This window comes from Paenibacillus agaridevorans (assembly GCF_003112455.1).
GTDB classification, from domain to species: Bacteria; Bacillota; Bacilli; order Paenibacillales; family Paenibacillaceae; genus Pristimantibacillus; species Pristimantibacillus agaridevorans.
The window spans coordinates 1-20,104 of record NZ_BDQX01000430.1 but is presented as its reverse complement, the minus strand read 5'-3'; the positions used below and the strand labels follow the sequence as shown (position 1 = coordinate 20,104).

Genomic DNA, 20,104 nt, shown 5'->3' with positions numbered 1-20,104 from the left:
ACATCCCTTTCCGCGCGCGGAATTATTTGAGCAGCGCGACGATTTGTCTGGCAGGCCATCCATACATGGCTTTGGTGAGATGTCCGATGTTGAACCAAGGCAATTGCAGGATGAACAATAAGGACAAGTAAGAAGCCGGGAGGAGAAGGAGAATATACAGCACCTTCGTCCTGCGCTCCGACCGTGCGAAGCTGCGCCTATCCGCGAACAGGAGCGCCATCGCGATAATGACTACGACTAACAGGTTTTCCAGCAAGGGGCAACTCCTTCTGGCGCTGGCCGGAATATCGGCATTATTATTCCATTTTGCTGCTAAAATATGCAAGACACCGCGGTGCGAAGGAAGAAGGAATGCAAAAAGGCCCCGAAGGGCCTGTTGGCGGGGGATATATAGGGTAGAATGCCATGAAGCCGTCTAAGCCTGTTCGATAAGAGAGGATTGGCGCCGTCTTAATTCCGCCAGCTTTCGATCCTTGGCTCCCAGTTCGGTTTCCAGCTCCGCAACAATGCGGCGAATTAGCGCGCGTTTCTCCCTCACGGATTCCGCCGCGTCCTTAATACGGCCCTGTACGACCCAGTCCATCAGGAAACCGTCGAAGAAATAATCCGCGAAAGTCATCATGGAGCCAATATCGATCGTAATTCCAACGTCGCGCTGAACGTCCTTTAATTCCTTCTCGAATCGACGCAATGAGCTCTGGGCAGAGTGAATCGCCGAGCGGGCATCATCGATATGGCCGTGTTTGGCCATAGTCGTAAGTAAACCGCCTCCGAGCATGTCCGCGGTTCCCCAGTTCCTGGCTGACTGCAGACGTTCGCTGGCGCGATCCAGAGAGGAGATGACGGACCGGCCGGCGTTAACGGCCTCGCGCAGCTCCTTGGCGTCTGCCTCCGTCTCCGCTTCCTCGTCAGACCACAGCTTTAGCTCCGACGCCAAGGCAGGATGGGCATCGTAGATGTGTTTTTCCTTCTCTCGCATGGCCGCTTCGATGTCGGACTCGACATAGCGGACTGGCGCGAGATTGGCTTCGATATCCGCGAGCTCCTTTTCGAGATCGGATACCGTATCCGAGGCTTCATCATATTGAAGCTTGGCTTGCAGCAGCTCTGCTTCTTCTTCCGAGAGCTTCTCCTTTTTTTTGCCGATGAGGGAGTAGAATAGTCCGCCAAGCGACAGTTTCTTCAGCCGATCGACGTCTCTTTGTTCCTCTTGAAGCCAGGCTTCAAGCCTGCCCAGATCCTCTTTGGCGTTTGCCAGACTCACCTTCAACTGCTCTCTGCTCGCGGTCCAGTTCGATTTCTGTCTTTGCTGTTTTTTTAATTCGGCCAACCGGTCATTGTAATGCTGCAGCATGTTGCGTATCCTCCTCTTCTATATTAATAATGCGCGGCTAGGCTCTTCGTATGATCAAATACACGATCAGCCCTGCAACCGGGAATATCAGCGTGCCGATCAGCAACAGCAGCGCGTATTCGTTGCTCTTGCCCAGCTTCTTTGCATCCAGGTAAGCCCATACGCTCGTAGCGATATTAATCAGGAATAAGAAGAAACCGAACATGAGAAATATGCCGAATAATCCGAACCCCGACATGCGCAACTCTCCTTTCGTCCTCTTTGTGTATCCCTATGTACGTTAGCAAACGGATGATGTTTCGGTTTCGTGGAATTGGAGGGGAATATTGTAAAAGGTTCGTAACAAAAAAAGCCAGCTTCCGGTAGTGAAACCGGTGCTGGCTGTAAAACGTGAAGTGCCGGATCAGTGGCCCCCGGCTTCGGAGTCGTTCGTTAAACGCAGTACCTCGAACAGCTTGAACAGCAGGCTGAGCAAAATCGCGACGATTGTCGCGAGCGCCATGCCGGTGAAGGATACATCGCCGAAAGTCAGCTTGACGCCGCTCAGGCCGACAACCAATACGACCGTTGTCAGGAACAGATTAGTCGGTTTGCTGTAATCCACCTTGGATTCAACGAGCATGCGCAGGCCGGAGGCTGCGATGACGCCGAAAAGCAGAAGCGATACGCCGCCCATAACGGGACCGGGAATACCGGACACGAGGGAGGAGAACTTGCCCGAGAAGGACAGGATGATCGCGATTACGGCCGCGCCGCCGATGACGAAGGTGGAATACACCCGCGTAATCGCAAGTACGCCGATATTTTCGCCGTACGTCGTGTTCGGTGTCGAACCGACGAAGCCCGACAGAATGGTCGAGATGCCGTTGCCAAGCATGGAACGATGCAAGCCAGGGTCCTTGGACAGATCCTTCTCCACGATGTTGCCGGTTACGATAAGATGGCCGATGTGCTCCGCAATGACGACCAGGGCTGCCGGAGCGATTGCGATAATGGCGGTCCAATGGAACTCCGGAAAGGTAAGTGTCGGTGCGGCTAACCAGCCAGCCTTATCCAGTCCGCTAAAGTCGGTCATGCCCATAAAGTAAGCCAGCACGTATCCGAAGATGATGCCGAACAGGATGGGAATGATGCGCATGAAGCCTCGGAACAGAACAGAGCCCAGTACGGTGACCGCCATCGTGGATACGGCCAATAAGACGACATCGGTATCCATCGTCCAAGTCGGCGGATCTTCCGGGTAAGGGATAAAGCCGGACATCCTGGCCGCGACCGGAATCAGCTCCAGGCCGATGATCGCGACGATCGCGCCCATGGCTGCCGGAGGGAACACGACGTTTAGCCAGCCTGTACCCGTATATTGAATAATAAAAGCAACGACCGTAAAGATTACGCCGACGGCGATGAAGCCGCCCAGCGCAGCGGCGTAGCTGCCGCCGGATGCTTCGTTTGCGATTACGGCGCCGGCAGGGCCAAGGAAGGCGAAGCTGGAGCCGAGATAAGCCGGTATTTTGCCCTTCGTCACCAGAATGTAGAGCAAGGTGCCGATGCCGTTCATCAGCAGGCAGATCGCGGGATCCACCTTCAGAATGTTCGGTACGAGCACGGTTGAGCCAAACATGGCGAATAGATGCTGGAAGCTCAGCATCAAGCTTTGAAGATGCGGCGGTCTTTCGTGAACGCCAATGCTTTTTCTCATGGTATGTAAGATCTCCTTCGAGCAAATTGGACCGGAGCTCCGTCCGGCCGCTATGGATGATTCTACCTAGTTCGACAAAAGAGCGCAAGCGTTTTCTTGTGATTATTATTAAGCGGAGGGCGCTCTTGCTTTCATTCCGTATAAATGAGGCAAAGCTGCTCCGGGCAAGGTCCTTCAAGACCTTCCGAAGCAGCCCCATGACAGCCAATCGTGTAGTTGTTTCCTAATTCCAATTTCTATAGAGAAAGGGAACGGGATGAAAGGGAGGAGGGTAAGGGGAGTAGGCGGACTCGATGGGCCGCAGCGGGTAAGCATACGAACCGTGGCTTTGCTGCGTTTGCCCTTGCATCAAGCCGGCTCCCTGCTGTTGTCCCGACAGTCCTTGCCCCTGCATCGTCCCCATGCCGTAATCTGCTTGCGGGTACATGCCCGGCGTATTCCAGCTTCCATCATTTATGGCAGCCGGTCCATTGGACGATTGGCAGCCGGCGGGAGGACCGATGACGACGGTGGAATCGATCGGAGCCAGTGTCTCCTTTACCATGTCCTCATTGAGGCAATAATTGGCGGCAAGTACGGAAGCCGGCGTAAGACGCAGGATGTCCGAGCCGAAGATCGCTTCCGGTACCGGAGCATCGAAGATGGCCAGCAGATGCGTGTCATCCTGAGACGCCACCTCGTAGTGCCACCAGCCTTGCGGCACGTTGGCGACTTGCCCCGGTCCGATGGGGAAGTGAAGCAGCTCGTTCGTAAAAGGGTTAATCAGCGAGACGACAGCGGAGCCGGCAATGCAATACACTAGCTCCGACGCGTTTTGATGATAGTGCGGCTCCACATAATTTTCCTTGTCCAGATAGATGTCCAGCAACGAGGAATTGCCCAGCGTATTCAACTGCTTGACGGATAACGAAAGAATGAAGTTATGGTCGTCTTTCTTAAAGAATACATTGTTCCTCAGATCGTATGTGAATTGAGTGTTCGGCGCAGCGTAATCCATGCTTGTTGCTTCCATCAGCTATCCATTCCCTTCATGACTTAAGTGCCACAATGCCTAGGGTAGTGTATGTATTCGCCCAGAACATGGTGCATGGCTGAAAAGGCTAGAGGACTTGCGACAGCTTCCGGTATTCGGACGCCGATACGCCCTCGTGTTTGCGGAATTGCCGGCTGAAATAATGGATGCCGGAATATCCGACGGCGTCGCCGATCTCTTCGATCGACATGTCGGTCTCCCGCAGCAGCTTCCGGGCTTCGCGATGGCGTATGGAAGCAACATATTCGCCGGGCGGGCGTCCTACGAGCTCCCGGAACAGCTTGGCCGCATGATCGAGACTTAGATCGAGCCGTTCGGCGATCATAGCGTTGGTCCAGGCGGCGGAAGGGTGCCGTTCGATCTCTTCTGCCAGCTCTTGCAAGCGGATAGCGTGCTGCGAAGAGAACGCGTGCGACCGGGAGTGCGGGAGCCGCAGCAGATGAGCAAGAATGTTTAACATCAGCGCCTTGCATGCAAGCTCGTAGCCAAGCGGACGCATCGTAAATTCGTTCACAAGCTGCTCCATTAACGCGACGCACGCGAGAGTTGGCGTATAGACCACTTGCTGGGACAGCGGCGGAAACACATCGGGGACGGCCTCCGTAGCGAATCGATCAAGATCTGGAGCGGCATCGCCCACGATCATATCGTACTCCGTATGGATATCGAGCTCCCCGAAGAAGTCGAAGTGGATGCCGAGGAAACGCGTGCCGCCGGGCGATACCACTTCGTTCTGATGCAGCACGCCCGACGGGAGGAAGATCAGGTGCCCGGTTGACAGCTCGTACCGACGGCCGTTCATGATTGTGGCGGCTTCTCCCTGGCTGACGTATAACAATTCGAAATTATAGATGCGCCTCGGCGCAAGCTTCCCCTGTTCCAGCTTTTGAGACTTCGCATAATGAATGATGGGGGACCACTCCCGGAATGGAGCGGTCCGCTGCAAGGGAAATACCGTTTTATGGATCGTCACAGCGGCTTCACCTCTTTGTAGAGAAGTTACAGAAATTCCATAACGGAATCATGCAAATATTCGCTTGTATTGCTAAAGAAAGTCTCGCATAAATCTTTTATGATATAAGCATTATTACAGAAATATGGAGATATCGCAACGAAACGGAAATGGATAAAGGAGCGATTGCGTCGATGTCTCGGGACATGGATCTGAAACAATACTTATGCAGGCCTGCAAAGTGGATCGCCGGAAGCGAGACAGCAAGCGTTGGAGAGGGGCGGCAACTGGATTGGAGCGAGTGCGAAGCCGCGCCGTTATCCGAAACGGTAGACGGAGGCGCCGTCATTGAGCCTACGGAGTTCCAAGCCTGCTGGAGCCCGGATTATGTCTGGTTTCGAATCAGGTGCACGGACCATCATGTCTTCTCGCGCTTCACGCAGCGCGACGAGCCGCTGTACGAGGAGGACGTCGTGGAGCTGTTTATTGAAGAAGGGCATCAGGAGGCTGGTCCTTACGTTGAACTGGAGCTAAGTCCGCATAATGTGGTATTCGACGCAAGAGTGTGGAACGACGGCCAGGGCGGGATTGCCCGTATTGACGTGGAATGGAATATGGAAGGACTGCGGACGGAAGTTGTCAGGCAGGGCGACGAGCTCATCTATCACCTGGCGATTCCGACCGCTGGCTTCGCAAGGAAACCGGCGCCTGGCGCATGGTGGCGAATGAACGCCTACCGGATCGATCAGGACGAGAACGGTGTCCGGCAATACCAGGCATGGAGTCCGACGGGAGCGGTCAACTACCATCTGCCCGCGCGGTTCGGGATGCTGCGGTTTCTGGATCAAGGCGACAATCCAACTATCGAGGAGGAATGACGATGAAAAAAGGAATTAATATTTGGTCGTTCAAGGAAGGGACTTCTATTGCCGATGCTATCGCTCTTGCGAAAAAAGCGGGTTTTGACGGCATCGAGCTGTCCCTTAACGAGTCGGGCGAGCTGGGGCTGGATGCCGGCGACAAGGAGATTCTCGCCGTTCGCAGCCGTCTGGAGGATGCGGGGCTGGAGATTGCCGGTCTTGCTACCGGTCTCTACTGGTCGTACGCCATGACCAGCGAGGATAGCGGCATGCGCTCAAAGGCGGTCGACGTCTGCAAGAAGCAGCTGGAGGTCGCGGCCGCGCTAGGCGTCGACGCGATTTTGGTCATCCCCGGCGCCGTAGGCGTGGATTTTATTCCGGGAGCAGAGGTCGTGCCTTACGATAAAGCATACGACCGCGCGCTCGAAGCGATCGGCAGTCTCGTGCCGCATGCGGAAAGCGCTGGCGTGTCCATCGCGATCGAAAACGTATGGAACAAATTCCTGTTGTCGCCGCTGGAGCTGAGAACATTTATAGATGCGCATGGCTCCCGTTATGTGGGCTCTTACTTCGACGTAGGCAATGTCGTGCACAGCGGGTACCCGGAGCATTGGATCCGCATTCTCGGCGACCGCATTAAAAAGGTTCACTTCAAGGATTACCGCCGTCAAGCGGGAGGACTGCACGGCTTCGTCGACTTGCTGGCGGGCGACGTGGATTACCCTGCGGTCGTATCGGCGCTGAAGGAAATCGGCTATGACAATTACGTGACGGCGGAGATGATTCCTCCGTACACCCATCACGCCGAGCAGATCATCTACAACACTTCGGGCGCTATGGACGCCATACTGGGCAGAACGGACCGCTAAGGGCGGATTACGCGATAAGGGAGAGGACATCTATGCTAAAAATCGGATTAATCGGTTTCGGATTTATGGGAAGGATGCACTTCGATAACTATGTACGATTGATGCAGGAAGGGGCGGACATTAAGCTTGTGGCGATCTGCGACAAGCTTATCGAGGAGTTGAAGGACGGTGCCGCTTGGGGCAATATCGCTACCGAGCAATCCGTATACGATCTGACCCCGTACAAGCTGTACGATTCCATAGAGGCCATGCTGTCGGAAGAGGAGCTGGACATCGTCGACATTACGCTGCCTACGCCGTTGCATGCGGACTTGACATGCTCCATGCTGGAGCGCGGCATTCATGTATTGTGCGAGAAGCCGGTAGCCCGCACCTCCGAGCAGGGCTGGCGCATGGCGGAAGCGGCTAAGCGCACGGGCAATACGCTGATGATCGGACAATGCCTGCGCTTCTGGCCAGCTTACGAATATTTAAAGGCCTGCGTAGAGGACGGACGCTACGGCGCCGTAACGTCGGGGAGTTTCTTCCGCGGAGGCGGATTGCCTCAGCCTTGGTTCCTTAACGGGGAACTGAGCGGCGGCTGCATGGTGGATATGCATATTCACGATACGGATGTCATCAACTGGCTGTTTGGCAAGCCGGAGAGCGTCTCTTCCATCGCGCGCAACGTAGTGCCGGGCAGCGCCTACGACGTCGTATCGACCAACTATGTCTATCCTGACGGCAAGGTGCTGAACGCGCAGGCCGACTGGACGCTGGGCGGCGACTTCGGCTTCTCGATGACATTCCGGGTGAACTTTGAGCGCGGCAATCTCGTATTCGAGAATAATGTGCTCAAGGTGAATCCGCATGACGGCGAAGGGTTTGTTGCCGAATTATCCCCGGATATGGGCTACTACCGCGAGATCAAGTATTTCGTCGAAGCGGTGGCGGCGGGAGAGCCGGTTACGATTTGTTCGCCGGAGAGCGCCGTCCAGTCGCTCGAAATCGTCGAGGCGGAGATTCGATCCGCGGACAGCAAGGGCGCATACGTCAACGTTTGATAAACAAGCAAAGAGGCTTCTACCTTCGCGGGCAGAAGCCTTTTTGCCGAGTCCTGTTAAAATATAGGGAAGCATTCTTCGCAACTCTTTCCCTATATTACCCCGAATGAACCGAGCAGCGCAGCCAAAGGACGGCGACAGTCGTTTCACCTTGTTTGCAATGGTGCCTTCGTTCATAATATGATGGATTTATTCGAGCATCAAGGGCGCTCTCCGCGTCTTGAACGAAGGAGAATGGAAGAGATGAGCATGACGAATTACCAGATCGAGCAATTCAAGAAGCTGAAGACCGAAGTGACGCGGTTTATGATGATGTACCAATTTGCGCTCAACGAGCTGGAGACAAAGATCGAGATCGTGAAGGAAGAATTCCAGTTCCTGCACGACTATAATCCAATCGAACATACGAAGTCGAGAGTCAAGTCGCTGGAAAGCATTATGAACAAGATCGGCCGCAAGGGCATCGCGTTCTCTCTGGAGGATATTAAACGGGAGATCAAGGATATAGCAGGCCTGCGAATTACTTGCTCCTTTATTTCGGATATTTACCGGATCCGGGATATGCTGCAAAATCAGTTTAATCTGCATATCTTCGAAGTGAAGGACTATATCGAACATCCCAAGCCGAACGGCTATCGAAGCCTGCATTTGCTCGCGGAGGTGCCGGTCAACATGTCGGACGGAAGCGAAAGCGTCTGCGTCGAGATCCAGATCCGCACGATCGCGATGGACTTCTGGGCAAGTCTGGAGCATAAAATCTTTTACAAATACAATCAATCCGTGCCGGCCAGGCTGATCCAGGAGCTTAAGGAAGCTTCGGATTCCGCTAATCGTCTGGATCAGCAGATGGAGCGGCTGCATAGGGAAATCTCCGTCATCAAGGAGAATCAGGCTGACGATACGGAGGAACTAACCCGATTGTTCTTAAATAATAAGGCGTTCCAACTGCCTCAAGCTTTGTTGGAGCTGGGCAAAGAAGCCGAATAATCCGCCAAGCGGGCAGCATCTCGTCAACGATCGCTCTATGAGACTCTGGCAAGTCAACTCCTCTTCCGCCTGCTATTGGACAGCGATGTCGTTTTTTAGTAGGATAATAGAAATGGAAAGAGAGACTACAACGACAAGGGCGATTGGGGGAGATTGGATGTTGCAGCTGGGCTCCAAAGTCATCATAATATCGGATCAATACGAACAGAATCTTCCCGTTGGGGAGCATGGATATATTATTGCCTATGACCGCAATGCCGACAACGTGTTCGATTACGTAGTCAGAGTTCCGGCATCGAATCGCAATTTCTTGCTGCCCGACGAGGACGTCGAGCTGGAGGAAGTGCTGTTTCAATTGGAGGCGGAGCGGATCGAACGGGAGGCGCTGATCGATTACGCGCTTGCGACGCATAACGAAGAGCTGTTCTATCGGATCATGAAGGGCGACGGAGAGCAAGAGGATGAAGTAGCGGCGAAAGAGCCGCTGAGTCGGGAAGACTTTATTCGCCAGGTAAACCTCAAAGCCTGGATTTAATAGGTTTTTCAAAAAGTCCAATTTTGATTACGAAGTAACTCGAGTAGTATATCGACATCGAATCTTGTCTGAAACCCACGAAAGTGAAATGAAGCTTTGAAGCCTACTCCGATTACTTTCGCGGGGCCCGAGGTTGCCAGGACTAGGTCAATGCTTTCGAAGGATGTTTCCTCCGGAAACATTGCAGGTGCTCACGTAGCTTCCACTACGCTCCGCAGTCCCTAATCTTCTTGCAACCTTCTCGGTACTGAAAATCGAACTTTTTGAACACGAACTAATAGCTTGTCATGGGAGCGGACTTTGGTGTCCGCTTCTTTTTGCTGCCCTCCGCGAAATTGTCGGCTCATGCGATTCGTTGCTTCTTACTAATTGATGTACGCGCCGAATGTAGGCTATAATGATGGGTATGACTGACGCAGAGAAGGAGAGTTACCGATGAGCATTACGCTGAAGGATGTCGAGCATGTCGCTAATCTGGCGCGGCTGGAATTGTCGGATGCCGAGAAGGCGCAATTTACCGACCAGTTAAACGCCATTTTGAAATACGCGGAGAAGCTGAACGAGCTGAATACGGACGAGATCGAGCCGACCAGCCACGTGCTGCCGATCACGAACGTCATGAGGGACGACGTGCGCAAGGAGTCGCTGCCGATCGAGAAGGTGCTGCTTAACGCGCCGGACGAAGAAGACGGACAAATCAAAGTGCCTGCGGTGCTTGAATCATAATTTGCTAGGATTTGAAGGGAGGAGCTACTGTTGGCATTGTTTGATCTGCGCCTGCAGGATGTACATAACAAGTTAAAGGGCAAGGAGCTTTCCGTGGCGGAGCTCGTGGATAGCTCGTTCGAGCGGATCGCGAAGACGGATTCCGCGATAGGGGCTTTTCTATCATTAAACGAGGATGGAGCCCGCACGCAAGCCGCCGAACTGGACAAGACGCTGCAAGCCGGCGGCGAACGCGGCCTGCTGTTCGGCCTGCCCGCCGGCATTAAGGACAATATCGTAACGGAAGGCTTGACCACGACTTGCGCAAGCCAATTTCTGAGCAATTACAAGCCGATCTACAACTCAACGGCTGCAGGCAAGCTAAATGCGGCCGGCGCCGTTACGATCGGCAAGCTGAACATGGATGAATTCGCGATGGGCGGCTCCAATGAAAATTCCAGCTTCCATCCGACTCGCAATCCCTGGAATACCGATTACGTGCCAGGCGGCTCCAGCGGCGGCTCTGCGGCATCTGTAGCGGCCGGGCAAGTTTACTTCTCGCTGGGTTCCGACACGGGCGGCTCCATCCGCCAGCCAGCTGCCTATTGCGGCATCGTAGGCTTGAAGCCGACGTACGGCCTGGTATCGCGCTTCGGCCTCGTGGCGTTCGCCAGCTCGCTCGACCAGATCGGCCCGCTGACGAAAAACGTGGAGGATTCCGCTTACGTGCTTCAAGCGATCGCCGGCTACGACGCAAGCGACTCGACGTCCGCGAAGGTGGACATCCCGGATTATACGGCCGCGCTGACCGGCGACGTCAAGGGCCTCCGCATCGGCGTTCCCAAGGAATATCTCGGAGCTGGCATCGATCCGCGCGTTAAGGAAGCCGTTATGGACGCTCTTCGCGTATATGAGTCGCTTGGCGCGACTTGGGAAGAGATCTCGCTGCCGCATACGGAATATGCGATTGCAGCGTACTATTTGCTCGCATCCTCGGAGGCATCGTCCAACCTGGCCCGCTTTGACGGCGTGCGATACGGCGTGCGCGCGGACAATCCGGACAACCTGATCGACCTGTATCGCAAATCCCGAAGCCAAGGCTTCGGACCGGAAGTGAAGCGCCGGATCATGTTGGGCACGTACGCGCTCAGCTCCGGTTATTACGATGCCTATTACTTGAAGGCGCAGAAGGTTCGCACGCTGATCAAAGGCGACTTCGACAAGGCGTTCCAGCAATATGATCTCATTATCGGTCCAACGGCGCCGACGCCGGCATTCCGCATCGGCGAGCAGGTTGGAGATCCGCTCACGATGTATTTGAACGACATCTGCACCATTCCGGTCAGCCTGGCGGGCGTTCCGGCCATCAGCGTGCCGTGCGGACAAGCCGACGGCTTGCCGATCGGACTGCAAATCATCGGCAAGGCGTTCGACGAATCGACGGTGCTGCGCGCCGCTCATGCGTTCGAAGCGCACACGGACTATCATAAGCTGCGTCCGCAGCTGTAATTCGAACGGAAGGGAACGATAAGAATGTCAGTATCGAACAAATACGAGACGGTCGTCGGGCTGGAAGTGCACGTCGAGCTCCACACGAACAGCAAGATCTTTTGCGGCTGCTCGACCGCCTTCGGCGCGCCGCCCAATACCCATACGTGTCCGGTCTGTCTCGGACATCCCGGCGTCTTGCCGGTCCTGAACAAGCAAGCCGTAGAGTACGCGATGAAAGCGGCGATGGCGCTAAACTGCACGGTTGCGGATATTAGCAAATTCGACCGCAAAAACTACTTCTACCCGGATTCGCCCAAAGCGTACCAAATCTCGCAATACGATCAGCCGATCGGCGAGCATGGCTGGATCGACATCGAGGTGAACGGGGAGACGAAACGCATCGGCATTACCCGTCTTCATCTGGAAGAAGACGCGGGCAAGCTGACGCATGTGGACGGCGGCTACGCGTCGCTAGTCGACTTTAACCGCGTAGGCACGCCGCTTGTCGAGATTGTCTCCGAGCCGGATATTCGCACGCCGGAGGAAGCCAAGGCGTATCTGGAGAAGCTGCGCGCGATCATGTTGTATTGCGACGTATCCGACGTCAAGATGGAAGAAGGCAGCCTGCGCTGCGACGCCAATATCAGCTTGCGTCCATATGGACAAGAGAAATTCGGCACGCGTGCCGAGCTCAAGAACATGAACTCGTTCCGCAGCGTGCAGCGCGGCCTGGAGTACGAGCAGGTCCGCCAGGCGGAAATTCTGGATGGCGGGGGCGAAGTCGTGCAGGAGACGCGCCGCTACGACGACGCTGTCGGCAAGTCGTTTTCGATGCGCGGCAAGGAAGAAGCGCATGATTATCGTTACTTCCCGGATCCGGATCTTGTCCGTCTGCATATTAGCGAGGAGTGGAAGGAGAACGTACGCGCCTCCATACCAGAGCTTCCAGATGCACGCAAGGCACGCTACCAGGCCGATTACGGTTTGTCCTCCTATGATGCCGACGTTATTACGGCATCCAAGAAGCTTGCCGACTTGTTCGAGGAGAGTCTTGCTTATACGAAGGACGCAAAGGCTGTGGCGAACTGGGTCATGGGCGATCTGCTCGGTTATCTCAATGCCAATAATCTGGAGCTGTCGGACGTAAAGCTGACAGGTCAAGGCCTTGGCGAGATGATCGGACTTCTGGAGAAAGGCACGATCAACGGCAAGATTGCGAAGACCGTCTTCAAGGCGATGCTGGAGAACGGCAAGCTGCCGGGTCAGATCGTCGAGGAGCAAGGACTTGTACAGATTAGCGATGAAGGCGCGATTTTGGCGATCGTCGATGCCGTGATCGAAAGAAATCCGCAATCCGTGGAGGACTTCCGGGCAGGCAAGGAGAAGGCGATCGGCTTCCTTGTCGGACAGATTATGAAGGAAACGAAAGGCAAGGCCAATCCGGCACTCGTAAACAAGATGCTGCTTGATCGGCTTAGCTGACATAGACCCGGACGCGAACGGCGGGGGATATAGAGCGAAGGCGCGGTTCATCCTAGAGATGGACTGCGCTTTTTGTTCGTTATTGATATCCCGCCGATTTGGGTATTCATGCATCCGGCCATTAATAGTCTGATAAACGTCGGACATATCCGGCGATTTCGAAAAAAAGGCGGGGTATTTATGGATATGTTTGTTGCTGCGGCAAGGGATCCCTGGTTCATTAACGAATTGGACATTGCCGCCCGACTTGGGCTCGCGATCGTGCTTGGGGGGGTGATCGGCTTCGAACGAGAATCGTCCAATCATGCTGCCGGCTTCCGAACCAATATCCTGGTTTGCTTGGGAGCCTGCTTGTTGATGTTGTTATCCATCTATGGATTCGCGGACTTTGTGGAAGAGCCCAATGTGCGGGTAGACCCTGCGCGTCTGGCTGCAGCCGTTATTACCGGGGTAGGCTTCCTTGGAGCGGGTACGATTCTATTTACGGGCAAATCGATTACGGGACTGACTACGGCGGCTTCCTTATGGGTTGTTGCGGCTATCGGTCTCGCCGTCGGAGCCGGCTTCTACTTTGCATCGGCGACAGTTACGGTTATGGCATTATTAACGTTATGGGGTTTTAACAAGATCGAGAAGAAGTTTATGAATGCGAAGAAGGACAGAATAATCAAGATTGAAGCTCATGATCTGTCCCCCTTGCTGAGCAAGATTAACGACATGCTGGACCAACGCAAGGTTACGATTCGTAAAATGTCGATGGAAACCGTAGCTGCTTCAAGGCAAAGCGGAGACGAAGCCTTGACGAGGCTGATTCTCCATGTCAGGATGCCTTCGCGCAAGAAGGATCCCGCCGTTCGGTTGCTCGACGAGTTGAATAAATTGGAGGGCATACGTTGGGTAAGCTCCGAATAACGCAACGAAAACGGGCGTGGCTTGCGGTCTTGCTTGCGTTCGCGATCCCGGGCATGGGACATGTGTACAATGGACAATATTCGCGCGGCTTGCTGCTTCTTGCCGGCTTGCTGCTGGATGTTACCGCCATTTTTCGGCTTGCCGATTCAGACGGCGGCAGACATCTGCTGTTAATCGTTTATCTAGGCATGCTGCTGCCCGTCTTCTATTTCGTCAGCGTGTACGAGGCCCTTCAACTCAAGGAGATACCGCGAGAGGAGCGGATGCCTGTGCGTCTGGCGCACGGCATTTTGCTTGCCTTGTCGGGAATCGTCATGATGATTATGGTCAAGCCGCCGGATATGCTGCTGCCTTGGATGAACGAGCTGGCGGAGCTGATTGTCGGTCCGCTGCTCATGACGCTCGCTTGCGTCGTCGTATGGACAGCAGCGAGGAGAGGAGGGTTCGCCGTGTTTAAGCTGGGGCGGCTGACGGCTGCCATTCTGATCCTGAGCGTCGGAGCGCTGCTGCTCTGGGACCAGGCGAGGGGATCAAGCGATATTGCGCTTCTTGGCGACTGGTGGCCGCTTCTGTTCCTGCTGCTTGGCATTGAGGTCATCCTGTACAGTACGGTGCTTCGAGCCAAATCCGCCAAGCTGAAATTTGATTTGTCCGGCGCCGCCGCGGCGCTTGTCGTTACGGTGACGGCTTACGCGGTGACGCAATATGCGGACTTCCCTGTCCGCTGGCTGGATCAATTCAATGTCGATTTAAACGGAATGGTCGATTACGGCGATGAGAAGGGCTACCGCATCGACAAAAACGTGATGAAGGTGCTTGTTGAAGAGGATTTGTCATCGATTACGGTCAAAAATGTTAACGGCGATGTGACTCTCCGCGCCGATGACGTTGCAGGAATCGAGGTCTATTCCACCGTGTGGGTCGATGCCGGAGACGAATACGAATCGAAGCGGATTGCCGAGCAGTCGACCATCGACGTGACGCCTGGCAACGAGATTGTGCTGGAAGCCAAAGGACAGCGGTATGGAGCCGATAACAACCGCGTCCCCAAGATGAATCTGACGGTTGTGGTGCCGCGTATCGAACCTAGCGTCAAGCTGGCTCCTCCGGATGTGCAGCAGGACGAGCAGGATGAACAAGGCGGAATCGAGGGCGATGGACAAGCAGAGGACGCGGAGGGAGCACTAGCGCCCCCGTTTACGGATATTGAAGATGATGGATCGGAAAGTCCTTCGAGCAATACTCCGACAGATTCTTCCGAGACCGGGCTGACGCTCGAAGAACAACTTGCGGCTCTTCCCGGGGACGAGTCTTCGCTCGCTTTACCCGATTTCGAATGGGAAATGTCGCCGCCACCGGCAGCTCCTTCCGCTATCAGGGTTGCGATTGAGAACATCAATGGCGATACGGAGGTTACGGATCTGGTCGCAGAAGACGGTTTAACCGTGAAGAGCGGAGATGGCAATATCAGGGTCGCGCGAATTATCGGTCCGCTGGCTGTAACGGGTAACAGCGGGAGCATCGAGGTCGATACGCTGGACGGTACCGGCACGCTGGAATTGAAAAACGGCGAAATCACCGTCAATGAAACGACCGGCGGCGCGTTATATGCTGCTACATCCAACGGGAACATTTCGTTGGGAGGAGCTTGGGAAGATGCGGAAGCCGAGACCAAGAACGGCAGCATTACGATAGCGGAAGCGCATGGTTCGGTTAAGGCGAGCACGATGAACGGCGGCATTGCCGTAAGCAGCAGCCAGGTTGGCGGCAATTGGGATCTCGACAGCTCCGTGGGCGAGATTAAGGTTGTGGTGCCGGAACTGGGCGACTATTCTCTTTACGGCTCGGTAACTTTTGGCAAGATCAATGCCGAGATGCCGTTCAGGCAGATCCGCAAGACAGTGAGGGGAACGGTAGGGACAGGCGTATACCGAATTCATATTAATGCAACAAACAGCATAACCATTGAAAGTCAGGACACGACTTAGAGAGGTTATTCAAAAAGTCCATTTAGAGGCGCTTTCATTGACAAAATCTTTGAACTGAACGTACAATAGATTATAACGATTATTAATTAACAATAAAGAAAGGCGTGAGGGGAATGGCAGCCAACGTTCATTCGGCACTGGAACAACTGAAGATGAATGGCGTTCGTATGACCCCGCAACGACACGCCATACTGGGATATTTGATGGATACCAAGTCACATCCGACCGCCGACGAGATCTACAAGGCGCTGTCGCCGACTTATCCGAGCATGAGCGTTGCGACGATTTACAATAACTTAAGGCTGTTTGTGGAAGCGGGCCTGGTTCGAGAGCTGACATACGGAGATGATTCCAGCCGATTCGACGCTGACTTGTCTGACCATTATCATGCAATCTGCAAGGGCTGCGGCCAGATCGTAGACTTCGGATACCCGCCGCTGCTGGAGGTCGAGAAGGTAGCCTCGAAGGAAACGGGATTCACCGTTCATGGGCATCGAATGGAAATATATGGACTTTGTGCTACTTGCAACACTTAAGACGGATTCGTCGTCTATAGAATTGGATAACGGCTATTATAACGTGCTGGGCAGCGTTCTGACGCTACTTCTTGCACGTTTTTATTTGAGGTGACAGCTGTTTCCGTACAATATCGAACAATAAGGAGAGTGAGTGCTTGGAGACGAATTACGTCCGCTCGCCGCGCAAGAAGCGGAGAGTCGGATTCATGACACTGGTATTCCTATTTATGATTTCAGCTATAGCTACCTTCGGGTGGTTCGGATATATGAAGTATGTACCAAGCAGGGAATATCAAGCGCCGGCGTACGCATCGACGAATCCCATCATGATCGGCGGCAAGGAAATGGGGCATGGGGCGTTGATCGAGAACGGCGAGGTAAAGCTCCCGCTGCCCGTATTGGAGGATCTCTTCGCCCAGGACAAGCCTCTTCATTACGAAAGCTCGACTGGGACGATTGTGCTAACGAGCGCAGACAAGGTGCTTCGGCTCAAGACGGATACGTTGACCGGCATCCTGAACAGACAGCCTTACAAGCTGACAATAGCTGCGGAAGTAACGAATGAAACGGTGTACATTCCGTCTGCGCCTTTGAAAGAGCTGTATGGCCTCCGAGTGGATTATGATGCGGAGAGCGGTATCGTCACGCTTCTTACGGAAGGAGAAACGGTGCCGCTGGTAGAAGCAAAACCCGAGAAGGGGGCGGCGGTTCGCACGGGACCATCTATACGCGAGCCCTACTTGCTTAAATTGCCTCAAGGAGAGAAGCTTCGCGTCTGGGAGGAGAATGAAGGCTGGCTGCTCGTACAGAGCGGCGATGGTCATATCGGCTACATCAGAGAGAAGGATGCGACGCCTGCCGGCTCCGAGACGGTAACTGAAGTAGAACGAGACGACCCGTTCGTGCCGTGGAAGCTGGACGGCCGAAAGATCAATCTGACCTGGGAAGCGGTTTATGAGCGCCGTATTGATCCCGCCAAGATCGGAGAGATGCCGGGCCTTAATGTGGTTAGCCCGACGTGGTTCGAACTGATTGACGGTACGGGAGCGATTAAAGGCAAAGCGGATTCCGCTTATGTAAAGTGGGCGCATGACAGAGGGTATCAGGTATGGGCGCTGTTTAGCAACGGCTTCGAGCCGGATCGGACGACGGAGGCGCTGGCGACGGTAGAATCCCGATTTGTTATGATTCAGCAACTGCTCGCCTTTGCGGAGATGTACAACCTTCAAGGCTTTAACATCGACTTCGAGAATGTCTATACAAAGGATAAAGAAAATCTCGTTCAGTTTATGAAGGAGCTGACTCCACTGCTGCACGAAGCGGACCTGGTCGTATCGATCGACGTCACTCCCAAGTCGAACAGCGAGATGTGGTCTGTCTTCCTGGATCGCGAAGCGCTTGGCCGGACGGTAGATTACATGATGGTGATGGCCTACGACGAGCATTGGGCGTCGAGTCCGAAGTCAGGCTCTGTTGCATCGCTTCCATGGACGGAGCAATCCATCGCCCGCATACTGGAAGAGGATAAAGTGCCGCCGGGCAAGCTGATTCTCAGCATGCCGCTCTATACGAGAATTTGGAGCGAGGAGACGGGTGAGGACGGCAAACTTAAAGTTTCGTCCAAGGCCGTGGGCATGGAGCGAGTGAAGACGATTATTCAAGAGAAGGGGCTAAAGCCCGTGTTAGATACGGCGTCGGGACAGAATTACGTGGAATACGACGAAAATGGCATCAAGCAGCGGATTTGGATCGAGGACGATATGTCCATGAAGGCAAGAGTTGAGCTCGTGCACAAGTATAAACTTGCAGGGGTTGCGACTTGGCAAAGGACTTTCCAGACACCATCCATCTGGCAAACGATTGACGAAGCCTTGCACGACTAGCAGAAAGCTCTAATTCAAATCATCATCATCATTTTAACTCAAAAACCTCCATGCTCAAGCGGCTTAAATGCATGCCGCTAAGCATGGAGGTTTTTGTGGCTTCGTACGAAGTTATGCATTGACCTCGTTGGCGGCATCTCTGGCTTGATTTGGATCAAGTGTCAGCATCGTTCTGCAGAACATGCAACGGTCCGTCTTGCCTAACATCTTGGTCTGGCGTCCGCATTCCGGACACTCCAGCATAGTAGCGCTCGTCGACATCATGCCGGCCCAGAAGTAGACAGCAACGCTGATCAGCAGCGAGATCATGCCGAAGATCATAAAGATGCCTGCAACGATCTTGCCGGCTTGCCCCCACAATACGATTCCGGCCGTTCCAAGGATCATGATACCCATGCCGACGAGCGTGAATACGAGTCCCCAGAGGCGGAATTCATTGATTTTGGCCGATTTGAAAAAAATTCTGTTCATGGTTCAAACCCTTCCTATTACTATTGGCTTACGAAATTGAGACTGGAAAGCTTCGTGTAAAAGCAGGAAACCGCAAGGTTGTTGTCGAAAAGAAATAAATCTGTAGATTATTATTATAGCCTAATAGAAGGCGATAAGCTATACGGAGGAGCCCAGTGGAGCATATCAGAACTCAATTCTTAGACATCTTTCGGGAACGCCCCGGACTGCTATCCCTAGCCGTCATCGAGAACCCTTACCTCTATAATCCGCTAATGGATGGGCTGGATGCGCTTGTATTGGCCGTGCTCAGCGAAGAAGCGCAGACGGAATACGCAAAGCATATTCGAGTGGGCGGCGCGCGCTTGTTAGTCAGAGCTGTTCGTCAAGATACGATTCAGAGCTGGATTGCGAAAGGGGAACATCGGCATTATATCGATTGGTTGGTACGGGGGGAGATATTATTGGATCGCGACGGTTATTTGGCGGGCGTACGTGAGCGGTTGTCGTCATTCCCGGATTCCATGCGCGAGAGGAAGCGGTTCACGGAGTTCACCGGCTTTCTTAAAACGTACTTGCAAGCCAAGCAGGATCTAGTGGAAGGCAACTTGCTGGATGCATACAGTTATGTGCTGCAGGCGTTAACCTACTGGGCACACATCGTGCTAATAGAAGAAGGCAGGCATCCGGAGCTTACGGTATGGAAGCAGCTTAAGCGAGTTCATCCCGGCGTCTACAAATTATACGAAGAGCTGACGGCGAGTCCGGAGACACTCGAGCAGCGGGTGCAGCTTGTCATGTTAGCCTGCGAGTTCTCTGTCATGAGTCTCATGAAATCTTGCTGCGAGCCTCTGATCCGCATCATGAATTCTCGAACCGAACCGTGGAGTCTGGGAGAGCTGCAGACTCACCCGCAGCTGGCGGAACATCAGCTGGAGTTGTCGCTTGTCATACAGAAGCTGGTGAAACGGGCTTATGTACGGGAAGTGGCCGTTATGAAGGATAACAACGACAACGGAGCGATCGAGCTTCGATATACGATTATGAATGCTTAAGGTTTGCCGCCTCTGTCGATCGGAGTTCCAAACGGAATGGAACCTCCTTTTGCAGAGGTTTTATTGTTAGATGGAACTAAGTTTGCGCGTGAATTTTTAAGTTGACTGGTCTACGAGGGTTATGATAAATTGGAATTCGCCGCTGGTTCAGGCGGGGCGAATGTAGAACGTCCAGTCAAAAAAAATGTCGAATGCTGAAAAAAGTACTTGCAATGAGATAGGCAGCTGTGATATATTATTTCTTGTCGCCGCGAGAGATTGACGCCGGCAACGAAAGAAAAGATTGTT

At 53.8% G+C, this 20,104-nt stretch carries 20 protein-coding genes; 13 read left to right on the top strand and 7 right to left on the bottom strand.

From position 1 onward, the window contains the following. Positions 1 to 22 precede the first annotated feature (22 nt). The 6 genes from PAT3040_RS32345 to PAT3040_RS32320 all read right to left on the bottom strand — a co-directional run bounded on the left by PAT3040_RS32345 (position 23) and on the right by PAT3040_RS32320 (position 5,059). Complete coding sequence (locus PAT3040_RS32345; RefSeq protein WP_087566317.1) at positions 23 to 256, bottom strand: hypothetical protein; 234 nt, start codon at positions 254 to 256, stop codon at positions 23 to 25. Between the two features lie 159 nt (positions 257 to 415). After that, on the bottom strand, positions 416 to 1,354 hold the full coding sequence (locus tag PAT3040_RS32340; RefSeq protein ID WP_108995910.1) for a hypothetical protein: 939 nt from the start codon (positions 1,352 to 1,354) through the stop codon (positions 416 to 418). Positions 1,355 to 1,391: 37 nt separating this feature from the next. Further along, on the bottom strand, positions 1,392 to 1,592 hold the full coding sequence (locus tag PAT3040_RS32335; RefSeq protein ID WP_087566319.1) for a hypothetical protein: 201 nt from the start codon (positions 1,590 to 1,592) through the stop codon (positions 1,392 to 1,394). Positions 1,593 to 1,757: 165 nt separating this feature from the next. Beyond that, positions 1,758 to 3,053 carry a uracil permease gene (uraA, locus tag PAT3040_RS32330; protein ID WP_087566320.1) on the bottom strand — a complete coding sequence of 432 codons (1,296 nt, stop codon included), beginning with the start codon at positions 3,051 to 3,053 and terminating at the stop codon, positions 1,758 to 1,760. Positions 3,054 to 3,276: 223 nt separating this feature from the next. Then, positions 3,277 to 4,065: a cupin domain-containing protein gene (locus PAT3040_RS32325; RefSeq protein WP_108995909.1), complete on the bottom strand. Its 789-nt coding sequence runs from the start codon at positions 4,063 to 4,065 to the stop codon at positions 3,277 to 3,279. Between the two features lie 88 nt (positions 4,066 to 4,153). Further along, complete coding sequence (locus PAT3040_RS32320; protein WP_108995908.1) at positions 4,154 to 5,059, bottom strand: helix-turn-helix transcriptional regulator; 906 nt, start codon at positions 5,057 to 5,059, stop codon at positions 4,154 to 4,156. 173 nt (positions 5,060 to 5,232) lie between these two features. Here PAT3040_RS32320 and PAT3040_RS32315 point away from each other — a divergent pair, with 173 nt between their 5' ends. The 12 genes from PAT3040_RS32315 (at position 5,233) to PAT3040_RS32260 (ending at position 18,311) form a co-directional block, all read left to right on the top strand. After that, positions 5,233 to 5,916, top strand: a complete 684-nt coding sequence (locus PAT3040_RS32315) for a carbohydrate-binding family 9-like protein (RefSeq protein WP_258235273.1) — start codon at positions 5,233 to 5,235, stop codon at positions 5,914 to 5,916. A gap of 2 nt (positions 5,917 to 5,918) precedes the next feature. Next, positions 5,919 to 6,767: a sugar phosphate isomerase/epimerase family protein gene (locus PAT3040_RS32310; RefSeq protein WP_087566323.1), complete on the top strand. Its 849-nt coding sequence runs from the start codon at positions 5,919 to 5,921 to the stop codon at positions 6,765 to 6,767. Positions 6,768 to 6,799: 32 nt separating this feature from the next. After that, a complete protein-coding gene (locus tag PAT3040_RS32305; protein WP_087566324.1) occupies positions 6,800 to 7,810 on the top strand; it encodes a Gfo/Idh/MocA family protein in 1,011 nt (336 codons plus the stop codon). A 249-nt stretch (positions 7,811 to 8,059) separates the two neighbouring features. After that, positions 8,060 to 8,797 (top strand): GTP pyrophosphokinase, encoded by a 738-nt coding sequence (locus tag PAT3040_RS32300; RefSeq protein ID WP_087566335.1) that lies wholly within the window; start codon positions 8,060 to 8,062, stop codon positions 8,795 to 8,797. 157 nt (positions 8,798 to 8,954) lie between these two features. Then, positions 8,955 to 9,332 carry an ATPase gene (locus tag PAT3040_RS32295; protein WP_108995907.1) on the top strand — a complete coding sequence of 126 codons (378 nt, stop codon included), beginning with the start codon at positions 8,955 to 8,957 and terminating at the stop codon, positions 9,330 to 9,332. A 435-nt stretch (positions 9,333 to 9,767) separates the two neighbouring features. Then, the gene (gatC, locus tag PAT3040_RS32290; protein ID WP_087566326.1) at positions 9,768 to 10,058 is read left to right on the top strand and encodes an Asp-tRNA(Asn)/Glu-tRNA(Gln) amidotransferase subunit GatC; all 291 of its coding nucleotides are present in this window, start codon (positions 9,768 to 9,770) and stop codon (positions 10,056 to 10,058) included. A 30-nt stretch (positions 10,059 to 10,088) separates the two neighbouring features. Continuing rightward, positions 10,089 to 11,546 carry an Asp-tRNA(Asn)/Glu-tRNA(Gln) amidotransferase subunit GatA gene (gene gatA, locus PAT3040_RS32285; protein WP_108995906.1) on the top strand — a complete coding sequence of 486 codons (1,458 nt, stop codon included), beginning with the start codon at positions 10,089 to 10,091 and terminating at the stop codon, positions 11,544 to 11,546. Between the two features lie 24 nt (positions 11,547 to 11,570). Continuing rightward, positions 11,571 to 13,010 carry an Asp-tRNA(Asn)/Glu-tRNA(Gln) amidotransferase subunit GatB gene (gene gatB / locus PAT3040_RS32280; protein WP_108995905.1) on the top strand — a complete coding sequence of 480 codons (1,440 nt, stop codon included), beginning with the start codon at positions 11,571 to 11,573 and terminating at the stop codon, positions 13,008 to 13,010. A 180-nt stretch (positions 13,011 to 13,190) separates the two neighbouring features. Next, entirely contained in the window at positions 13,191 to 13,922 is a 732-nt protein-coding gene (locus tag PAT3040_RS32275) for an MgtC/SapB family protein (protein WP_373863993.1), read from the top strand. Beyond that, a complete protein-coding gene (locus PAT3040_RS32270; protein WP_108995904.1) occupies positions 13,904 to 15,910 on the top strand; it encodes a DUF4097 family beta strand repeat-containing protein in 2,007 nt (668 codons plus the stop codon). The genes PAT3040_RS32275 and PAT3040_RS32270 overlap by 19 nt, the downstream gene beginning before the upstream one ends. Positions 15,911 to 16,023: 113 nt before the next feature. After that, complete coding sequence (locus tag PAT3040_RS32265; RefSeq protein ID WP_087566330.1) at positions 16,024 to 16,446, top strand: Fur family transcriptional regulator; 423 nt, start codon at positions 16,024 to 16,026, stop codon at positions 16,444 to 16,446. Positions 16,447 to 16,583: 137 nt separating this feature from the next. Continuing rightward, complete coding sequence (locus PAT3040_RS32260; RefSeq protein ID WP_108995903.1) at positions 16,584 to 18,311, top strand: glycosyl hydrolase family 18 protein; 1,728 nt, start codon at positions 16,584 to 16,586, stop codon at positions 18,309 to 18,311. Positions 18,312 to 18,422: 111 nt separating this feature from the next. On the opposite strand, the gene PAT3040_RS32255 is transcribed toward PAT3040_RS32260, so the two are convergent. After that, positions 18,423 to 18,773, bottom strand: a complete 351-nt coding sequence (locus tag PAT3040_RS32255) for a YgzB family protein (protein WP_108996068.1) — start codon at positions 18,771 to 18,773, stop codon at positions 18,423 to 18,425. A 164-nt stretch (positions 18,774 to 18,937) separates the two neighbouring features. Here PAT3040_RS32255 and PAT3040_RS32250 point away from each other — a divergent pair, with 164 nt between their 5' ends. Further along, positions 18,938 to 19,816: a nucleotidyltransferase-like protein gene (locus PAT3040_RS32250; protein ID WP_108995902.1), complete on the top strand. Its 879-nt coding sequence runs from the start codon at positions 18,938 to 18,940 to the stop codon at positions 19,814 to 19,816. The last annotated feature ends 288 nt before the right edge of the window (positions 19,817 to 20,104 follow it).